At 69.0% G+C, this 18846-nt stretch carries 15 protein-coding genes; 6 read left to right on the top strand and 9 right to left on the bottom strand.

All coding sequences use genetic code 11. From position 1 onward, the window contains the following. Nucleotides 1–25 precede the first annotated feature (25 nt). The 4 genes from QOM21_RS02025 to QOM21_RS02040 all read left to right on the top strand — a co-directional run bounded on the left by QOM21_RS02025 (nt 26) and on the right by QOM21_RS02040 (nt 3373). Nucleotides 26–1030 carry an ATP-binding cassette domain-containing protein gene (locus QOM21_RS02025; protein WP_407547758.1) on the top strand — a complete coding sequence of 335 codons (1005 nt, stop codon included), beginning with the start codon at nt 26–28 and terminating at the stop codon, nt 1028–1030. Beyond that, nucleotides 1030–1821, top strand: a complete 792-nt coding sequence (locus tag QOM21_RS02030) for an ABC transporter permease (protein WP_407547759.1) — start codon at nt 1030–1032, stop codon at nt 1819–1821. Before QOM21_RS02025 ends, QOM21_RS02030 begins: the two co-directional genes overlap by 1 nt. A 72-nt stretch (nt 1822–1893) precedes the next feature. Then, on the top strand, nt 1894–3135 hold the full coding sequence (locus QOM21_RS02035) for a cytochrome P450 (RefSeq protein WP_407547760.1): 1242 nt from the start codon (nt 1894–1896) through the stop codon (nt 3133–3135). Between the two features lie 4 nt (nt 3136–3139). After that, nucleotides 3140–3373, top strand: coding sequence for a ferredoxin (locus QOM21_RS02040; protein WP_407547761.1), 234 nt, complete (start codon nt 3140–3142; stop codon nt 3371–3373). A 319-nt stretch (nt 3374–3692) separates the two neighbouring features. Here the strand turns inward: QOM21_RS02040 and QOM21_RS02045 are convergent, their stop codons facing one another. From QOM21_RS02045 to QOM21_RS02055, 3 genes are all read right to left on the bottom strand, one after another. Next, nucleotides 3693–5330 carry an MDR family MFS transporter gene (locus QOM21_RS02045; RefSeq protein ID WP_407547762.1) on the bottom strand — a complete coding sequence of 546 codons (1638 nt, stop codon included), beginning with the start codon at nt 5328–5330 and terminating at the stop codon, nt 3693–3695. Nucleotides 5331–5541: 211 nt separating this feature from the next. After that, on the bottom strand, nt 5542–6759 hold the full coding sequence (locus tag QOM21_RS02050; RefSeq protein WP_407547763.1) for a glycosyltransferase: 1218 nt from the start codon (nt 6757–6759) through the stop codon (nt 5542–5544). 60 nt (nt 6760–6819) lie between these two features. After that, a complete protein-coding gene (locus QOM21_RS02055; protein WP_407547764.1) occupies nt 6820–8133 on the bottom strand; it encodes a UDP-glucose dehydrogenase family protein in 1314 nt (437 codons plus the stop codon). Nucleotides 8134–8457: 324 nt separating this feature from the next. On the opposite strand from QOM21_RS02055, the gene QOM21_RS02060 reads away from it, so the two are divergent. Then, complete coding sequence (locus tag QOM21_RS02060; protein WP_407547765.1) at nt 8458–9081, top strand: TetR/AcrR family transcriptional regulator; 624 nt, start codon at nt 8458–8460, stop codon at nt 9079–9081. A gap of 291 nt (nt 9082–9372) precedes the next feature. Beyond that, the gene (locus QOM21_RS02065; RefSeq protein WP_407555558.1) at nt 9373–10146 is read left to right on the top strand and encodes an SDR family NAD(P)-dependent oxidoreductase; all 774 of its coding nucleotides are present in this window, start codon (nt 9373–9375) and stop codon (nt 10144–10146) included. Nucleotides 10147–10268: 122 nt separating this feature from the next. On the opposite strand, the gene QOM21_RS02070 is transcribed toward QOM21_RS02065, so the two are convergent. The 6 genes from QOM21_RS02070 to QOM21_RS02095 form a co-directional block, all read right to left on the bottom strand. Continuing rightward, nucleotides 10269–11702 carry an FGGY-family carbohydrate kinase gene (locus tag QOM21_RS02070; protein ID WP_407547766.1) on the bottom strand — a complete coding sequence of 478 codons (1434 nt, stop codon included), beginning with the start codon at nt 11700–11702 and terminating at the stop codon, nt 10269–10271. 138 nt (nt 11703–11840) lie between these two features. Then, entirely contained in the window at nt 11841–13304 is a 1464-nt protein-coding gene (locus QOM21_RS02075) for an FAD-binding oxidoreductase (RefSeq protein ID WP_407547767.1), read from the bottom strand. Between the two features lie 67 nt (nt 13305–13371). After that, on the bottom strand, nt 13372–14148 hold the full coding sequence (locus QOM21_RS02080; protein ID WP_407547768.1) for an SDR family NAD(P)-dependent oxidoreductase: 777 nt from the start codon (nt 14146–14148) through the stop codon (nt 13372–13374). A 72-nt stretch (nt 14149–14220) separates the two neighbouring features. After that, nucleotides 14221–15486, bottom strand: a complete 1266-nt coding sequence (locus tag QOM21_RS02085) for a nitrate/nitrite transporter (RefSeq protein WP_407547769.1) — start codon at nt 15484–15486, stop codon at nt 14221–14223. A 331-nt stretch (nt 15487–15817) separates the two neighbouring features. Continuing rightward, nucleotides 15818–16387 carry a glycerol-3-phosphate responsive antiterminator gene (locus QOM21_RS02090; protein WP_407547770.1) on the bottom strand — a complete coding sequence of 190 codons (570 nt, stop codon included), beginning with the start codon at nt 16385–16387 and terminating at the stop codon, nt 15818–15820. 319 nt (nt 16388–16706) lie between these two features. Continuing rightward, a complete protein-coding gene (locus tag QOM21_RS02095; protein WP_407547771.1) occupies nt 16707–18773 on the bottom strand; it encodes a SpoIIE family protein phosphatase in 2067 nt (688 codons plus the stop codon). Nucleotides 18774–18846 lie beyond the last annotated feature (73 nt).

Here is an 18846-nt window from a genome sequence, read left to right on the forward strand (position 1 = left end):
CACCCACCCGCGAAAGGAAAGCGGCATGACTGTCACCCAGACGTCGGCGCCGACCGCCGCGAACGCATCGGCATCGGCGATCACCGCCACCGGGCTGCGTAAGTCCTACGGCGACAAGCTCGTGCTCGACGGCATCGACCTCAGCATCGCCGAAGGCACCGTCTTCGCCCTGCTCGGGCCGAACGGCGCAGGCAAGACCACCACGGTCGAGATCCTCTCCACGCTCATCGACGCCGACGCGGGCGATGCCTGGGTCGCGGGCAGCCATCTGACGCGGGACGCCGACGCGGTGCGCTCCGCGATCGGCGTCACCGGCCAGTTCTCGGCCGTCGACAATCTGCTGACCGCCGAGGAGAACCTGCTCCTCATGGCGGACCTGCACCACCTCGACCGTCGCGAAGGCAAGCGCCGGACCAAGGACCTCCTGCGCCGCTTCGACCTGTCCGAGGTGGCGGGCAAGACCGCCGTCACCTTCTCCGGCGGCATGCGGCGCAAGCTCGACCTGGCGATGACCCTGGTCGGAGACCCACGGATCATCTTCCTCGACGAGCCCACCACAGGACTCGACCCGCGCAGCCGGCGCACCATGTGGGAGATCATCCGCGGTCTGGTCGCCGACGACGGGGTGACCATCTTCCTGACCACCCAGTACCTCGAAGAGGCCGACCAACTCGCCGACCGCATCGCCGTGTTGGACCACGGCAGGCTGATCGCCGAGGGCACTGCCGACGAGCTGAAGCAGCGCATCCCCGGCGGCCACATCCGGGTCCGGTTCGCCGACGCCCAGGGCCTGGACACCGCCGCGGGGTTCTTCGGCATCGCCACGCGCGACGAGGACTCCCTCACCCTGCAGATCCCCAGCGACGGCTCCATCCCCAACCTGCGGGCCGTCCTCGACGCCCTGGAGTCCACCGTCGTCCGGGCCGAGTCGCTCACCGTGCACACCCCCGACCTCGATGACGTCTTCCTGACCCTCACCGGTCAGCCCCGCCCCGCCGACACCGTCGCATCGACCGAGGAGAACGCCTGATGGCCACCGTGTCCTACGCCGCCAGGGACTCCAGAACGATGCTGCGGCGCAATCTCAAGAAGGCGCTGCGCTACCCGTCCCTGACGGTCACCGTCGTCGCGATGCCCGTGGTGATGCTGCTGCTGTTCAACTACGTGTTCGGCAGCGCCCTGGGCACCGGCATCAGCGGGCTGCCCACCGGCAGCGGCGACTACATCGACTACCTGGCACCCGGCATCATCCTGATGGCCGCCACCTCCGGCGCCCTGACCACCGCGATCAGTGTGTGCGTCGACAAGACCGAGGGCATCGTCAACCGCTTCCGAACGATGCCGATCTCCCGGGCCTCGTTCCTGACCGGCCATGTCGTCGGCAGCGTGATCCAGACGATGACCAGCATCACGCTCGTCATCGGCATCGCCCTCCTGATGGGCTTCCGCCCCAATGCGACGCCCGTCGAGTGGATCGCCGCCGTCGGCCTGCTCACCCTGCTCACGCTCGCGCTCACCTGGCTCTCCGCGGGCATCGGTCTGATCGCCAAGAACGTGGAGACCGCCAGCAACATCCCGATGCCGCTGACGTTCCTGCCGTTCGTCGGCAGCGCCATCGTGCCGACGGATTCCATGCCCACCGGCCTGCGCTGGTTCGCCGAGTACCAGCCCTTCACCCCGATCATCGAGACCCTGCGCGGCCTGTGGCTCGGCACCGAGATCGGCTCCAGCGCGGTCATCGGCCTCGCCTGGTGTGTGGCGCTCTCCCTGGTCGGCTACGTGTGGGCCCGCCGCACCTTCAAGGCCGGCGTCAAGCGATAACCACCCCTCGTCTCACGCCACTTCATCGCAACACACCTGCTACACCTCGCCCCACGACCGCAGGAGGACCCGATGTTGCACGACCCGATGCCCGCCGGCGCCACCACCGACTCCGCAACCGCCGATGAGCCGCCCACCCTGCCCACCGACCGTCGCACCGGCTGCCCCTTCGACCCGCCCGCCGAACTCACCGCCTTGAGCGACAAGCCGCTGCGCCGCATGCGCTACGCCGACGGGCACCTGGGCTGGCTCGTCACCGGCCACGCCACCGCCCGCGCCCTCCTGGCCGACCCTCGCATCAGCTCACGCTACGAACTCCTGCATCTGCCGATGCCGATGGAGGGTGTGCCCGGCGAGTTGCTACCGGCGCCGGTCGGCGACATCATCGGCCTCGACGCCCCCGAGCACACCCGCTACCGACGCCTGCTCACCGGGAAGTTCACCGTCCGCCGTATGCGTCAACTCTCCGAGCGCGTCGAGCAGTTCACCACCGAGTGCCTGGACGCCATGGAGCAGGCCGGGCCCACGGTCGATCTGGTGGAGGCGTTCGCGCAGCCCGTCCCCGCGCTCATGATCTGCGAACTGCTGGGCGTGCCGTACGCCGACCGGAAACGCTTCCAGAGCCAGGTGGTGACCCTCTTCGACCAGACGGCGGACGTCGAGGCGAAGGGTGGGGCCTACGCGGGGCTGCTCCAGTACGTGGGCGAACTCGTCCTCGCCAAGCGTGCCGAGCCCACCGACGATCTGCTCAGCGATCTGACCACGTCCGACCTCACCGACGAGGAGCTCGCCGGAATCGGCGGGCTGCTGCTCGCCGCCGGGCTCGACACCACCGCGAACATGCTGGCCCTCGGCACCTTCGCCCTGCTCAGCAACCCCGACCAGCTGGACGCTCTGCGTGCCGACCCGGAGCTCGCCGGGCAGACCGTGGAAGAGCTGCTGCGCTACCTCAGCGTGGCCGACCCGCTGCTGCGGTCGGCACTGGAGGACATCGAGGTCGAAGGCCAACTCATCAGGGCGGGCGAGACGGTGACCATTTCCGTGCAGGCCACCAACCGCGACCCGCACAGGTTCCCCGACCCCGGCCGGCTCGACATCCGCCGCAAGGCCACCGGTCACATGGCCTTCGGCCACGGTGCCCACCAGTGCCTGGGCCAGCAGCTCGCCCGCGTCGAGATGACCGTCGCGTTCCCGGCGCTCTTCGCCCGCTTCCCCACCCTGCGCCTCGCGGTGCCGCCGCAGGAGGTGCCACTGCGCGACCGCACCAATATCTACGGCGTGGTCAGCCTGCCCGTCACCTGGGACAAGGAGTAGCGCCATGAGCGACCCACGAGAGCCACTGCGGATCGGCGTCGACCGTGACCGCTGCGCCGGCGCCGGCATGTGCGCCCTGACGGCACCCGAGGTCTTCGACCAGGACGACGAGCAAGGTCTGGTGGTGCTCCTGCACCCCACACCGGCCCCCGAGCACCGGACCGCCGCCAGGATGGCCGCCGGCCTCTGCCCGGCCGGAGCGATTGCCCTCAACTCCCCGGATTCCACGGACTCGTAGCGACCGTGGCACTTCCTGGGCGAGAACCCCGCACCGCGCGCCGGTGGGGGGCTCTCGCACGTACGGAACCGTCCCTCACGCAGCCGTAGACCTCAATTACCTCACGATCACGACCTGCCCGCGCACCGGACTGCTTGTCACAGCGGACTTCGCGGCAGCCCCTGGGTCCCTGGTGTCGAGGCGTGACCGATGAGCATCAGAGTTGGTCGAGGCGGGCCTTGAACAGGCAGAATTCACTTCCTTCGGGTCGGCCAGGACGTGCCCCGGGCTTGCCGGTGGGCCGTCCCCTGCTGAGTCCTTTCTGACGGGCCGGTGGCCTTCAGCCGTCCGAGAGCTTGAGGTTCGGTACGCGCCAGGCGGCGATCACGACCGCGACCAGGGTGACGGCCGCGCCGGCGAGGAAGACGACCTGCATGGCGCTCACATAGCCCTCCAGGAAGGGCCGCGCGAGACGGGCATCGAGGGAGTGGAGGAACGCGGAGTCCTCCAGGTTCACGGTGTCGCCCGGGCCCAGCACCCCCCTCAACGCCGCCGCGTTGTGGGGCTGTTCTGCGAGGTCACGCAGCTGCGGTTGCTGGAACAGGGTGGCCAGGCGATCGCTGATGCGCGAGCCGGCGAGGGAGAAGAGGAGGGAGAGGAACGCGGCGGCGCCGACGGTCCCGCCGTTGGATCGGAAGAAGTTCACCGAGGCGGTGGCGGCGCCCATGTCGCGGCCGGGAATCTCCGACTGGGCCAGCGTGGTCATGGTCTGCATCGACGCGCCGAGCCCCGCGCCCATGAAGAGCATGCCGATGGAGACGTGCCACAGGGGGCTGTCGGCGCGCAGAGTGGCGTACGCCAGCATGGCGAGAGTGATGCAGACGACGCCGGTCACCAGATGGACCTTGAAGGTCCCGGTACGGGATATGAGGCGGCCGACGACCAACGTGACCGCGACGTTCGCCGCCATGGTGGGCAGCATGGCGAGTCCCGCGGTCATGGGACTCATCCCCTGTACGAGTTGGAGGTAGAGCGGCAGCGTCGTCATGGTGCCGAACATGCCGATGCCGACGATGAAGTGCAGCACTGTGCCGAGCCGGAACGAGCGGGTGCGGAACAGGCGGAGCGGAAGCAGCGCGGCCTCCTCCATCCGGCGCTCGATCAGGAGGAAGGCGATGAGTCCGACAGCGCCGACGGCGTACAGGGTCAGCGCGGGCGGCGAGGACCAGCCCCAGCTGCGGCCCTGTTCGGCGACGGTCAGCAGCGGTACGACGCCAATGGCGAGCGCGGCGGCACCGCCGTAGTCGAGGCGGCGCCGCACGGGCTGGTGCGGGACTCGGCGCAGCACCCGCATGATGACGGTGAGGGCAACGGCCGCCATGGGCACGTTGACCAGGAAGATCCATCGCCAGCCGTCGGTGCCCAGGAGCGTGTCGTGGCCCGCGAACACCCCGCCGATCACCGGGCCCACGATGCTGGAGCCGGCGAATACGGCCATGAACCAGCCCTGGTAGCGACCGCGTTCACGGGGTGAGGTGATGTCGGCGATGATCGTCATGGCCAGTGACATCAGACCGCCGCCGCCCAGCCCCTGCACTGCCCGGAAGGCGGCCAGCTGGTGGATGGATCCGGCGAAGCCGCACAGCAGCGAACCCGCCGCGAAGAGGACGATCGCGACGAGGTAGATGATGCGGCGCCCGAAGATGTCGGACAGCTTGCCGTACAGCGGTGTGGCAATCGTGCCGGTGACCAGGTACGCGGTGGTCACCCATGCCTGCGCGGTCAGGCCGTGCAGGTCGTCGGCGATGGTGCGGAGCGCCGAGGAGACCACTGTCTGGTCGAGCGCCCCGAGGAACATGCCGAGCATCAGACCGGACAGCACCACGGTGATCTGCCGGTGCGTGAGCCGGACCGCGCGGCCGGAGTCGGCGGGTGGGGTGTCCGCGGGCTCGCGTGCGAGCGCGTCGGATGACGTCACGTGAGGTCCTTGGGTTTCTGGGGCGGGAGCGCCGGCTCGTCCGGGCCTGTGGAACGAGTGGCGACAGCGCTTACCACCACTGCCTGATCGCGGTGTCGGGTGCGTCTTGGGCGACGCGGAGCCGGCCGGCCGAAGAAACTGAGGTCCGGCCCCGCGCCCTCCCCCGGGGCCGGACGCGATGACGTCCGGCCCGGGGATCGGAGGGCGTCGGTCAGCCCACCAGCTTCTCCAGATCGGTGACGGCGCTCTCGACCTCGGGCAGCGCAAGCATCGCCAGCCGCGCCCGGCGCAGCCGCGCCTGAACGGCGCTATCGGCGAGCACGTCGCGGCACACTGCGGCGATGCCCTCAGGGGAACGGTCGGTGATCTCCCGGCCGAGGCCCAGCGCCTGGGTCCGGCGGGCGTTCAGGAACTGGTCGCCGAACTGCGGCAGCACGGCCGTCGGGGTGGCGGTACGCAGCGACTCGCGCACACTGTTGAAGCCCCCGTGGGTGAGGAAGACGTCGACGGCTTCCAGCAGGATGGGCTGTGGCAGCCGGTCCGTGAGGTGGACGTGCGGGGGCAGGGCGCTGTCGTCGACCGGCAAACCGGCGGTCGCGACGAGGACGGTGCACTCGTCGAGCGCGGCCGCCGCCTCGATGATCGTCTTCAGTGTCTCGGTCGGATCGGGAGCGTGGGCGGGCATCTTGGCCGGCGGGCCGCCGTCCCCCATCCGCTTGTGCATCTCGGGCAGCGCGGTGCCCATCGCCGCGAAGACCAGGGGCCGATCGGTCGGCAGCTCGGCCACCCACTGCGGCAGGACGGAGGAGCGGTCCACGTTGACCGTCTGCCGGTAAGCCAGCGAGCCGGGCAGGTAGTGGGCGTAGGAGTAGGCCGGGGGGACGTAGTCGATGCGTCCGTGAGCGGCGATGGCAAGGGGGTCGTCGACGGTGGGCAGGGAGAGTTCCGCGCGCAGCTTGTTGAGGCCCTCAAGGGTGTGACCGGGGTCGACGGTGTTGCTGGCGCCGGACGGGGTCGGCAGCTGGGGAATGCCGAGCTTCTCGGCCATCAGCACGGTGGCGAGGTCCATTCCGTCCCGCAGTACGAGGCCGGGCCGGAAGTCCTCGGCCACGGGGAGGAGGATATCCAGCAGCTTCCTGGCGATCGGGCCGGATATGGTCTCGGCCAGCAGACGCATCATCAGGTCCTGACGCTGCTCGTGGTCGAGATCCGTGCGCTCGATGATCTCGACCATGGCGGTCCCGAAGGTGCTGGGCGTGAAGTCCGGCAAGCAGCGGAGGACGCGGACGTCGTCGTGCTGGAACACGGCTGCCAGGCTCGGAGTGGTCGCGACAAGGACATCATGGCCGGCGGAGGCCAGCGCCCGGAGGACAGGAAGTTGAGCGCGCCCGTGAGAGGGGCTGCCGAGGGTGGTGCACAGAACCCGCATGAAGGGGCCTTTCTCTTCGGTCTGGTAGCAGGAGGTGTCGCGGCGCAGGGGTACGGCGGGTCAGCCGGCCATGCTGAGTGTCCGGCCGATGCCCTGCCAGGCCAGTCCGGCGGCCGCGAGCCGGCCGGGGTCGAGGAGGTTTCGGAAGTCGTAGACGACGGGGCTGTGCAGCCGGCGGGCGATGGCGCTCCAGTCCAGGTCGTGGAACTGGGGCCACTCGGTCAGGACGACGCATCCGGCCGCCCCCGCAGCGGCATCGGCCGGGTCGTCGACGAGCGTGAGCAGGTCACTGAGATCCGGCCGGGTCTCACTGAGCGCCGGGTCATAGGCGAACAACTCGGCGCCTCTTTCGCGCAGTTGACGGGCTATGGCCAGGGCCGGGGAGTCGCGCAGGTCGGAGGTGCCCGCCTTGAAGGCGAGCCCCAGCAGGGCGAGGCGCACGCCGCGCAGCGAACCGTCCGGACCGGCGCAGCCGGCAGCGACCCGCTCGACGAGGTGCCGCTGGTGCTCGATGTTGGTCTCGATGGTGGCCCGCAGCAGCGGGAATTCCACGCCCGCCTGATCGCAGACGGTCAACAGCGCGTGGGTGTCCTTGGGCAGGCAGGAGCCGCCCCAGCCGGGCCCTGGCTGGAGGAACGCGCTGCCGATGCGGGGGTCGTGGCCGATGCCGAGAGTGACGGCTTCGATGTCGGCGTCGAAGCGCTCGCACAAGGTGGCCAGGTTGTTGGCGAAGGACAGCTTCATGGCCAGGAAGAAGTTCGCCGCGTACTTGGCGAGTTCGGCGCTGGCGGTGTCGGTGAGGACCACCGGCGAGTCGAGCGCCGCGTAGAGCGCGGCGACACGCTGTGCGGCGTCCGGGTCGTCCGCCCCGACCACGATGCGGTCGGGGTGCAGGAAGTCGTGAACGGCGCGGCCTTCGCGCAGGAACTCGGGGTTGCTGACGACCGTCGTGTCCGGACGGCCGAGCAGCTCCGCGACACGCTCGGCGGTGCCGACGGGCACCGTGGACTTGTTGACCACCGCGCAGCCGCGCGGCAGGACGGCGTGGATCTCGGCGGCGACGGACTCCACGGCGGCCAGGTCCGCCGCGCCTCCGGCTCCCATGGGCGTCGGCAGGCACAGGAAGACGGTGTCCGCGTCCGCGACCGCTCTCGCGGTGTCCTGGACGAAACGCAGCCTTCCCGATTCCAGCCCTTCCGCGACGAGTTCGGGCAGCCCGGGTTCCAGGATGTCGACCTGGGCCAGCCGGAGCCGGCCGACCTTGTGCGGGTCGGAGTCCGCACAGACGACGTGGTGGCCGAGGGACGCCAGACAGGCGCCGGTGGTCAGTCCGACATAGCCGGTTCCGATGACGGCGATGCGTCGTGCGGGCACTGGAGATCACCATTCCTGCGGTGGGGGTGGTGCGAGGGCCGGCGGGCGTCGGTCCCCGATGCTGTGGCGTCGTGACGCAGAGCCGCCCCGGCGTCGACGGATTCGGCCCGACATGGTCGTCAGGACCGAGATTCACCCGGGCGACCATTCGAACGGCCGCCCGCTTCAACGAACATAAGGCACCGGTCCGAGAGTCGGTCAACGATCGATGACAACGAGCGATGACTTCCGGACAGCGTCCACACGCAGGACCATGAGCCGTTGGACCACAACCGAGCAGAGGTACGACAGGTGAACGCGTCAACAGAACAGGAAGAGACCGCCATGCAACCCCCACGAGCCCGCGAATCCAGCGCGGCCGGCACACGATCCGCCCTCCTGGAGGCGGCGGCTGTGCGGTTCGGCAGGTACGGGTACGACGGCGCCAGTGTTCGGGACATCGCCCGGGACGCGGGCGTGGACGCCGCGCTCGTCTACCGCTACTTCGGTTCCAAGGACGCCTTGTTCCGGCTGGTGTCCACCAACATCGCGCTGTTCGACCCGCTGTTGGAGATCCCTCTGGAGGACGTTCCCGCCTGGATCTGCAACTTCGTCACCCACAGCCCCAAGGACGACGACGTTCCGCACCCCGTGCTGTCCGTACTGCGGTCGTCGAGCCGCGGGGAGGCGGTCGACCGCTTCCGCGACGAGGTCACCGAGGTGTTCACCGAACGCTTCGCGGCACGCCTGAAGGGGCCCGACGCGCAGGTGCGGGCGGAGTTGCTGGCCGCATGGCTGCTCGGGACCAGCCTGCTGTGCAAAGCGTTCCGCACTCCCGCGCTCGATGCCGCTTCCGAGGACACACTGCGCGAGCATCTGCACGCGGGCATCACTCCCCTGCTCGGCGTCACCCCTTCCGCCGACGGAAGGGAGAACTGCTGCGGCACCCCGCCCTGCGGGACCGGCTGACGTCGCCGGCACGCCCGGCGTGCCGGACGGCCCGGCCTTCGGGGACTGACTCAAAAGCGATGGGTACGGGGAGCCGGGTCACGGTGGCTCACGTGAGTCAGACCCCGGTTCCGGGTGCGGCCGGGCCTCGCGTAGGCGGGAGATGCGGCCCGTGCCCATCATCCGCAGGCGGTGGGCTTCTCGATGAGGTTCGCGAAGTTCGCTGCCGCGTCGTCTCGGTTCGTCTCCACTGCGGAGAATCTCATGATCATTGAGGGTGCGATCCGGGCTCTTCGGAGCTTTACTCACAGCATGACCGACACGAATGGAATGCTGGCCGGCAAGGCCGTAATGATCACGGGTGCGTCGAGCGGGATCGGCGCGGCGGCTGCCCGCCTGTTCGCCGCCGAGGGGGCGGCGGTCCTGCTGATGGCCCGCCGCGCGGACGCACTGGAGCAACTCGCCCGGGAAATCGCGGACTCGGGCGGCCGGGCGGCCATCAGTGCGGGGGATGTATCGGTAGCCGAGGACGTGCAGCGTGCCGTGGACGCGACACGTGAGCATTTCGGCGCTCTGGACGCGGCGTTCAACAACGCCGGCTTCGTCGGAGAAGACATGTCGCCGATGCATGAGCTCGACCAGGCCCTCTTCGACCGCACGATGGACGTCAACGTACGCGGCACCTGGAACTGTCTGCGCTCCCAGATCCCCGTCATGCTCGAAGCGGGCGGCGGCGCGGTCGTCAACACGTCCAGCACCGCTGCCATGGTGGCCACCGGAGCCCCCGTGCCCTACGTCGCCGCGAAGCACGCGGTGCTCGGTATGACCAGAGCGGCCGCGGCCGAGTACGCCGCGCACAACATCCGCATCAATACGCTCGTCGTCGGCACCACGCGCACCGACATGATCAATAACGTGGTCGAGGCGCGGCCCGAGTTGGAGGAGTTCTTCGTGAGTCGCCAAATGCAGAAGCGCATGGCCGACCCTGTCGAAATCGCCCAGGCCGCCCTGTGGCTGTGCAGCGACCGCGCCTCGTTCACCACAGGAACGGCACTGGCCGTGGACGGCGGACTGACCTCCAACTGACAGCGGCCACCCGGAGATCCGAGGCGGCGGGGGAAGGAGCGGGCTCCGGCTCGCCCCTTCCACCCAACTCCGGCTCAGGCCATGGCCCGTGTCCCGACGAAGGGCCGGCGACCGGCGGGCCGTCAGCGTTCGTACGTGCGGCGGTAGATCGCATCCGTGTGGCCGCGAACGTCCCGGTATACCTCCTCCATACGCCGGTAGAGCGAATGGTTCTCCTGGTTCGGCAGGAAGGTCTTGCCGGGGCGGACCATCGATTCCAGGGCCTGGTCGAAGTCGGGGTACACGCCGAGTCCTACCGCGGCGCAGATCGCCGCGCCCAGCCCGGCCGCGCTGGTGGCTTCCGCGCGTCGGGTCGGGATGCCGTGGACGTCGGCGTGGATCTGCATCATGAGGTCGGAATGGGATCCCCCGCCCGAGACGATCACTTCGCCGTACTCGATGCCGAGTTCGCCGGCCATGCGGGTGGCGGAGTCATGGATGGTCATGGCGAGCGCTTCGAGGATCGAGCGGTAGATGTGGAAGCGCCCCTGGCGTCCGTCGAAGCCGAGGATGGTGCCCTTGCGGAACGGGGCTTCGGTGGGGGCGAGCCAGTCGAGGACTGTCATGAGGCCGTCGGAGCCCGGCGGGACCTTCGCCGCCTCGGTGTTGAAGTATTCCTCCACCGAGAGGCCCGCTTCCCGGGCGTGGACGACGGCCTCCTCGCCCAGCAGATCGCGGTACCAGCTGACCGTCCACATGCCGCGGCGCACGCCGTGCGACTCGTAGAGGTATGCGTGGGGTGTGGACGCGTAGTTGGACCAGAAGTCGGTGGCGTGCTTGATGTTGCGCGGGCCGGTGGCCATGCCCGCGACGTAGGTGCCCAGTGACACGAGCAGGGTTTCGGGGGTGCGCAGGCCGCAACCGAGCGCTTCGACCGCCTTGTCGTTGGCGGTGGCGACGACGGGGACACCGGCCGGGATGCCGGTGTGAGCGGCGGCGGCCTCGGTGACCTGACCCAGGGGCTCTCCGGGCAGTACGAGATCGAAGAGCATGCGCCGCGGAATTCCGGACTTGGCCGGCTCGGAGTCGTCGTCGGTCCACTGCCAGGTGTCGGAGTCCAGGGGCCACAACCCCGCGTAATTGGCTGCCGTGTCACGGCAGTTGCCGGTCAGCCGGTGGCTGATGTAGCCGGATGAGGTGGTCACGTACGCGGCGTCGGGGTCGGTGTGGACGTACGGCATGGACACCCGCTCGTCCATCCAGCTCATGACGGGCTGGGCGAGGGTGCCGTCCGACTTCAGCACCGCTCGGCAGAACCGGATGGTGCACAGGCCCACGCCCATGATGTCCGCCGTGTCCCCGCCGAACGCCTCCATCGCTTGCCGGCTTGCCCGGCCGATCGACGTCCACAGGTCGTCCTCCGGGTGTTCCACGACCCCGGGGCGCGGGGTGGCGTAGGGGCGCAAGGCGGCGCGTCCCTCGCTGACGGCATGGCCGTGTTCGTCGAAGACGGTCACCTTGGAGGACTGGGAGCCGTTGTCGATGCCGATGAAGTAGCGGGGACGGGTGCTGGTCATGCCCACTCCGGGGTGCGGGGCCCGGACGGCGGCGTCCGGGACGGTGGTGGAGGGAGGATAGGGGCGCGGGCGGGGCCCCGGCTGCGAGTCTCAACCGGGGCCGTGCCGACGGGTGGTGGCGAGCGCCGCGGCTCGGATTCAGGCGTCGATCGGGAAGATCGTGCCCTTGTTCATGATCCCGTTGGGGTCGAAGGTCTCCTTGAGCTTGGCGAGGATCGGGTAGGCGCTGCCGTGTTCCTGCGTCGTCCAGGGAGCGCGGTACTTGCCGATGCCGTGGTGGTGGACCATGGAACCGCCGACCTTGAGCGCTTCCTCGACGATGATCGCGTTCAGCGGGACGTGGTACTTGTTGATCTCGTCCCGCGGGTCACAGTTGATCTTGTAGTCGTAGACGAAGTACAGGTTGGTGCCCGTCTGATAGCTGTGCGAGGAGTGGGCGCCGAGCATCACCAGGTCGTCGGCCGCGGGGAACTCCGTACGGATGCGGCGGATGACGTTCTCGTACAGCTCGACCGTGCGCGACCAGTCGACCGAGACCTCGGTGGTGTAGCCGAGTTCGGCCTGTTCGAGCATGACCTGCTTCTCTGCCTCGATCTTGTCGACGCCCCAGTTGAGGTTGTCGAACCAGTTCTCGATGAGCTTCGGGTCGACCTTGTCATGCGGGTACCGGCCGACGACGCACTCGATCTCCTCGCTGGTGGCGCGCACGATGCCCTGCGGGCCCTCGGCGACGAAGACCACGACGACCTTGCCGTCGTAGAAGTGCGCGAAGTGCTGGCGGGCGTCCTCGGGCGAGTAGACGCGTACGACGGAGGGCTTGAAGCCGTTGGTGACGACCTCACGGATGACCTTGATGCCGGTCTCGATGTCGTCGACGAGGAATCCGTGGAACTCGTTGTTCTCCGGCTGGTACTTGAAGACCTTGACGGTGACCTCGGTGATGTAGCACAGGGCGCCCTCGTTGCCGATGACGATGTGCCGGATGTCCGGGCCGGCCGCACGGCGCGGCACGTTCTTGATACGCGTGACGGTGCCGTCGGGGAAGACCGCTTCCAGACCGACGACCATGTCCTCGATCGCGCCGTAGAGCGTGGAGAACTGGCCGATGGAACGGGTGGAGACCAGGCCGCCGTACTGGGCCAGCGGCTTGGACTGGGGCGAGTGGCCGGTGGTCAGACCCTGTTCGCGCAGTGCGTCCTCAAGGACCTGGAGCGGGACGCCGCACTGGACGGTGGCCTGCATGTTCTCGGCGTCGATCGTGATGATCTCGTCGAGGCCGGACCCGTCCAGGACGAGGGTGTCCTCGACGGCCGTCTCCAGGCCGCCCTCGGTGCCGGTCCGGCCGGTGCGGGCGACGACGTTGATCTTGTGCTCGTTGGCGAAGGCCAGGACCTTCGCGATCTCCTCGGTGGAGCGGGCGTTGACGATCGCGGCCGGGAGCGGGCCGTCGAAGATGTCGTGCACGGACTGGTACTTCTTGAACCGGTCGACGCTGGCGTGCTTGAGCTGCTCCGCGTCCGTCACCACCCGCTCGGCGGGGACCACGTCCGTCAGACGGGCGACGATGTCTTCGCGGGTGAGCTTGGAGAGCGACTGGGCCATCGGGATCTACCTCGTGGAGTTCTGGGGGGGCGTAACTGGATGGATGTGCAGGCGTACGGTGGCGGGCTCAGCGGACCAGGTAGCCCCCGTCGACGGGGAGCACGTGGCCGTTGACGTAGTCCGATGCGCGGGAGGCGAGAAAGACGGTGGCCCCCATCAGGTCGGCCACGTCGCCCCAGCGGCCGGCCGGGATGTGGTCCAGCACGCGCTGATTGGTCTGCGGATCGGCCCGCGTCGCCTCGGTGATCTTCGTGGCGAAGTAGCCCGGGGCGATCGCGTTGACCTGGATGTTGTGCTGGGCGAGCTCATCGCAGTACGCCTTGGTGAAGCCCGCGATGCCGTGCTTGGTGGCCGCGTAGGCGGGCGACCACTGGCCACCCAGGAACGAGAACATCGACGCGACGTTGATGATCTTGCCGGAGCGCTGCGGAATCATGAACCGGATCGCCTCGTGGCTCAGCTCGAAGGGGGCCGTGAGGTTCACGCTGACCATCGGATCCCACTCGGCGCGGCCGAACTGCTCCACCTCGGCCAGCTTCGAGATGCCCGCCGAGTTCACCACGATGTCGACCGAGCCGAACGCTTCGGCGCAGCCCTCGACGATCTGTCGCGGCACACCCGGCCGGGTCAGGTCGGCCGCCAGGAACTCCATACGGCGCCCCTCGGCCTCGATCAGCTTCTGTGTGGTGCCGTCGTCGGCGGTGGCCGACGGGACGAAGACGTTCGCGCCCGCCTTGGCGAGTGCCAGCGAGAACGCCTGGCCGAGGCCGGTGTTGCCGCCGGTGACGATGGCGTTCTTGCCGTCGAGGGAGAAGAAGTCGCGGTTGAACTCGGTGATGTCCATGCGGAGTTCGCTCTTTCTGGATGTGCTGCGAGGTGGGCCGGGCGGGGCGTTGCGGACGGGAGGCGCGGTGCGTCAGGAGCCCGTCGGCACCGGCTCGGGTGACGGGGTCTCGGTGTGCGTGCGGGCGGCCCGCTCCCGCCGCCGTGTGCGGTCGGTCAGGGTGGTGAGGAGCAGGCCGAACAGCGCCATGGCGAGGAGGAAGGCGAACAGCGTGGTGTAGCCGCCGCCGTGCTCGGGCACCACAGGCGTGGCCGACGGGTCGCCGATCCACCAGGCGCACAGAGCCGGCAGGAAGGCGTCGGGCAGGTACGCGAGCCCGGAGGCGAGACCGATCACGCCGCCCCGCTCGTTCTCGGGCACCTCGACCTCGCCGACCTGTGCCCAGTACACGCCGCGGCTGGCGAACACGCACAGGCACAGTGCGAACATCAACGCCAGTGCCACCCACTTGAAGGCGGAACTGCGCGGCAGGACGAGGAAGACCAGGGCGACGACCGCGCTGCCGGCGAACATCCAGCGCAGGAAGCGGGGCGAGGACTTGGTGACCTTGTCGACGACCATGCCGCCGGCCGGTCCGGCCACGAACTGGAAGACGTAGGTGCGTACGACGCCGATGACTCCGATGAGCGCGGCCGCCATCCCGTACCGGTTCTCCAGCAGTGGGGAGAAGTAGCCGAGGGTCGTGTAGAAGCAGTACATCAGCATGACCGTGCCGCCGATCAGCCACGTGTACTTGTTCTTCGCGGCGAGCCACAGCTGCCTGAGGGTGACGGTGCTCGACCCGAGGGCGGCCAGGCGCTCCTCGTCGCCCTTCACGAACAGCCACACCAGCGCCGCGAAGACGAAGCAGAGGAGGCCGTAGATCCTGATCAGCCACAGCACACCCGCCGCCTCGGCCACGGAGGCGGCGACGATGGCCGTTCCGGCGAAGCCGATGATTGTTGAGGTGACACCACGCACGCCCTCCAGGAAACCGAACAAGCGGCCCTGCTCCGAGGAATCACCCAGCATTCCGATGGCTTTCACCAGAGCGGCCCAGTAAAGGCCCATTCCCATGACGGCCATCAGCAGATGCGCGGCCAGGGTTCCCCAGTACCCGGGGACGGTACCCAGGTACAGGTCCGCGACTCCCGTACCGGCCAGCGCAACCACAATCAGCGCCTTGGGCGAGAATTTGTCGGCGAACCAGCCGCCGAAGAAATACATCACCATCGCGACGATGCCGAAGACCGACACGATGTTTCCGTAGTCCTGCGCCGAAAGGTCGAGAGCCCGTGCGGTCGGCCCGAGGAAAACAAACCGGATGTAGGCGACCTGAAAGATGATTCCGCCGGTCATCGACAGGATCAAAAAGCTGACCCACCTCTGTGACCTGGTCATCGGACGACCGGCTCACCGGTAGGAGCGATCTGTGGGTTCGATGTCACGCTAACCACCTCGTCGTGGAAAAGCCGGGCAGGAGGACGTGCCCGAAAAAAGGCACAAAAAAAGAACAGTAATCCTCCGAGGGGAGGAGTTACTGTTCTCTGGTCTCTAGTAACTGCCCCGGAGCGCACGGAAAATCTCCGCTGCTCCGGAAGCCGATATTCGTTTGTCGCGGCCCTTCTCCAAGGCTGCCCCGCAAAAGTAAATGGGCCGTGTCGCCGATGTCAACCCCCGGCGCCGCGCGTCACATCTTCCATACTTCCCTGTTGGACGAGGCGATGGCGGCGGCGCCCGCCTTCAGCGCCGCGAACACATCGTCCCGGTCGCAGACGAGGCCGCCCGCGATGAGCGGCACGTCGATGTCGGCCACGACCCAGGAGATGACCCGCGGCATACAGCCGGGCAGGATCTCCACGCAGTCCGCGTTCGACTTCCGTACCTGCGCCGCGAGGTTGTGGTACGAGAGCGAGTCGATGAGGAAGAAGCGGTGCACCGCGAAGAGGCCGAGTTCCCGGGCCGCACGGACCATGAACGCCTTCGAGCTGAGGATGCCGTCGGCGGCCGTCTTCTCCTTGACGTACCGCACGACGACCTCCTTGCCGGCGAAGCCCTCGATGAGGTCCACGTTCACGAGGACGATCCGGCCGTCGTCCTTCAACCGCTGCACGATCGAGGGCAGGTCGAGCACCGACCCGTGGAGCAGGAAGACGATCTTGCACTCCGAGCGCAGGACGGCTTCGAGGCCCTCCTCGTCCTTCACACTGGCGACGACCGGGTGCTCCTCCAGGAGCGAGGGCAGTGACGTGGTGTCCATGGTGGTCTCCGGGAGTGCGATGAGGCGGAACGCCCCCAGCCTAAGGTCGTGGGCCCGGCCCTGCTCCCCTGCCCGGAGGCCCTGCCGGGCTCGCCCGGGTCACGGCATCCTGATGCCGGCGCCCGGTCCGAGCGGCAGGTCGAAGGCGTAGGAGATGCCGAGGACGACCGGCCACGCCCCGATGAAGGGCAGTGCGTAGATCGCGAGCCGGGACATCGAGGCGCCGTGGCGGCGGTGCAGCTGGAGCGGCTCGGCTGACGGTCGGCAGCGAGCCGTTTTTGAGCGAGCGGCCGGGCGGAGGGCTGCCGGCCACCGGCCATCACTGCCGGCTTCGGTGCACCCGGGCAAGAAGCAGGACGGTGTCGTCGGCCGGGGAGCTCGGCACGAGGCGTTCGAGGATCTGGTCCGCCGCGGCCTCCAACGAGTCCGGGACGCGGGCCAGTTCCGTACGGAGCGCCTGGAGGCCGACGTCGATGTCGCGGTCGCGTGTCTCGATGAGGCCGTCGGTGTACAGCACGAGGGTGGCGCCGTCGGGCAGTTGGGCGTCGATGGTCCGGAACGGCGAGCCGCCGACGCCGAGCGGTACCCCCAGCACCTCGTCGATGACGTCGGTCCGGCCGTCCGGCTGGAGGACGAGAGGCGGCGGGTGCCCGGCGCCGGCCATCCTGGCCCGTCCGCTGGCGGGGTCATAGCTGATGTAGAGGCAGGTGGCGAGTTCGATGCCCGCCTCCTGGGCGCACAGGTCGAGTTCGGCGACCAGCTCGTCCGGTGCGTGGTGGTGCCGAGCCAGCGCCTTGGCGGTGATCCGCAGTCTGCCCATCGACGCGGCGGCCGAGACACCGTGCCCCATGACGTCGCCGACGATCAGGCCGACCTGATCGTCCGGCAGGGCGATCACGTCGTACCAGTCACCGCCGACATCCGTGACCCGGCCGCCCGGCAGGTAGCGGTGCGCGACACGCAGATGCGGGCTGGCCCCCAGCGAGCTGGGCAGCAGCGCCCGCTGGAGGGTGAGTGCGATATCCCTCTCGCGGCTGTAGAGACGCGCGTTGTCCAGGCACAGCGCCGCACGCGAGGCGAGTTCGCCGGCCAGGGAGAGGTCCGGCTCGGTGAACGTCGCCCGTGCCGCGGACCGGCCGAACATGGCGATCCCCTGGACCGTCCCCCGCGCGATGAGCGGGGCGAGAAGAAGACAGGCCAGACCGCTGTCGGTCATCAGCCGGGCCCGGTGTTCGTCCAGCATGGTGCGGGCGATGAAATCCTCGTTCACCGGGACGACGGTCGGGCGGCCGGTCCGCAGCATCTGGTGGACGGCCGAGCCCGGTGGATAGTGCACGACGTCCATGCCGCTCACCAGTTCCGTCGCGGGTGCGGGCAGGACGGTCCCGGAGGCGATCCGGCGGGTCATCACCGGCAGCGCCGGGTCGAACGCCTCCCGCTCGTCGAGCCAGTCCACGAGCTCCACGACGGCTCCGTCCGCGAAGTCCGGAACGGTGGCATCGACCAGCTCCTGCGCCGTGGTCACCACGTCCAGGGTGGTGCCGATCCGGGCGGAGGCCCGGTCCAGCAGGGCCAGCCGCTGACGGGTGGCGGTCGCCTCCACGATCGCCTGCTCCCGGTCGGTCACGTCCACCAGCAGCCCGCCCACTCCCTGGCGGGTGCCGACCGCCTGGGTGAGCGGAAAGAAGCTCACGGACAGCACCAGATCCCGGTCCGGGTGGCCGAGAGTGCGCATCCCCACCCGCGCTCCCACCACGGTCCGGCCCTCGGCGACGACGGTGCGCAGCATGCGCTCGTATTCGCCGCCCTCCGAGGTGATCATGATCTCGGTCAGGCGGCGGCCGATGTGCTCCGCGATGGGGAGCCCGTTCATGTCAGCGAGGGCCTGGTTGAGGTGGAGGTAGCGCAGATTCTCGTCGAGCATGACGAGGCCGATGGGGCAGCGCTCGAAGAGTGCGTCGAGGAAGACGAGGTTGGTCTTCACCCTGTCCAGCTCGTCGCCGCGGCTCGACAGCGCCATGACCACCGAACGGCCTTCGACGCCGGTCACCGGGAAGACCCGGAATCCGCAGTCGAAGTCCGTCCCGTCCTGGTGCCGGGCGAGCAGGCGGCCGCGCCAGTACCCCAGGGCCCGTCCGCGTGCGGCCATACGGGAGCAGGTGTCGGGCTCGTCGGCGGAGGGCTCGGCGAAGAGCACGCCACCGGGCTTCGCCAGCACGTCCTGGGCCCGGTGGCCGAAGAGGTCCTGGGCGCCCGGGCCCCAGTAGCAGATCCGGTCCTCGTCATCGATGCCGAAGACGGCTACCGCCACATGTTCCAGCAGCGAGCCCGGCTCCGACCGGAGCGAGGCACCGGCATGAGCGTCGCTCGGTCGATCTGCTGGCACCGATCCTCCGCACGCACCGCATCGTGGCCGGTCCGCCCTCCGGACGGCAGAGCGGTTCTCTTCATTCTGCGCT

It is taken from the genome of Streptomyces sp. Pv4-95 (assembly GCF_045782725.1).
Lineage (GTDB): Bacteria > Actinomycetota > Actinomycetes > Streptomycetales > Streptomycetaceae > Streptomyces.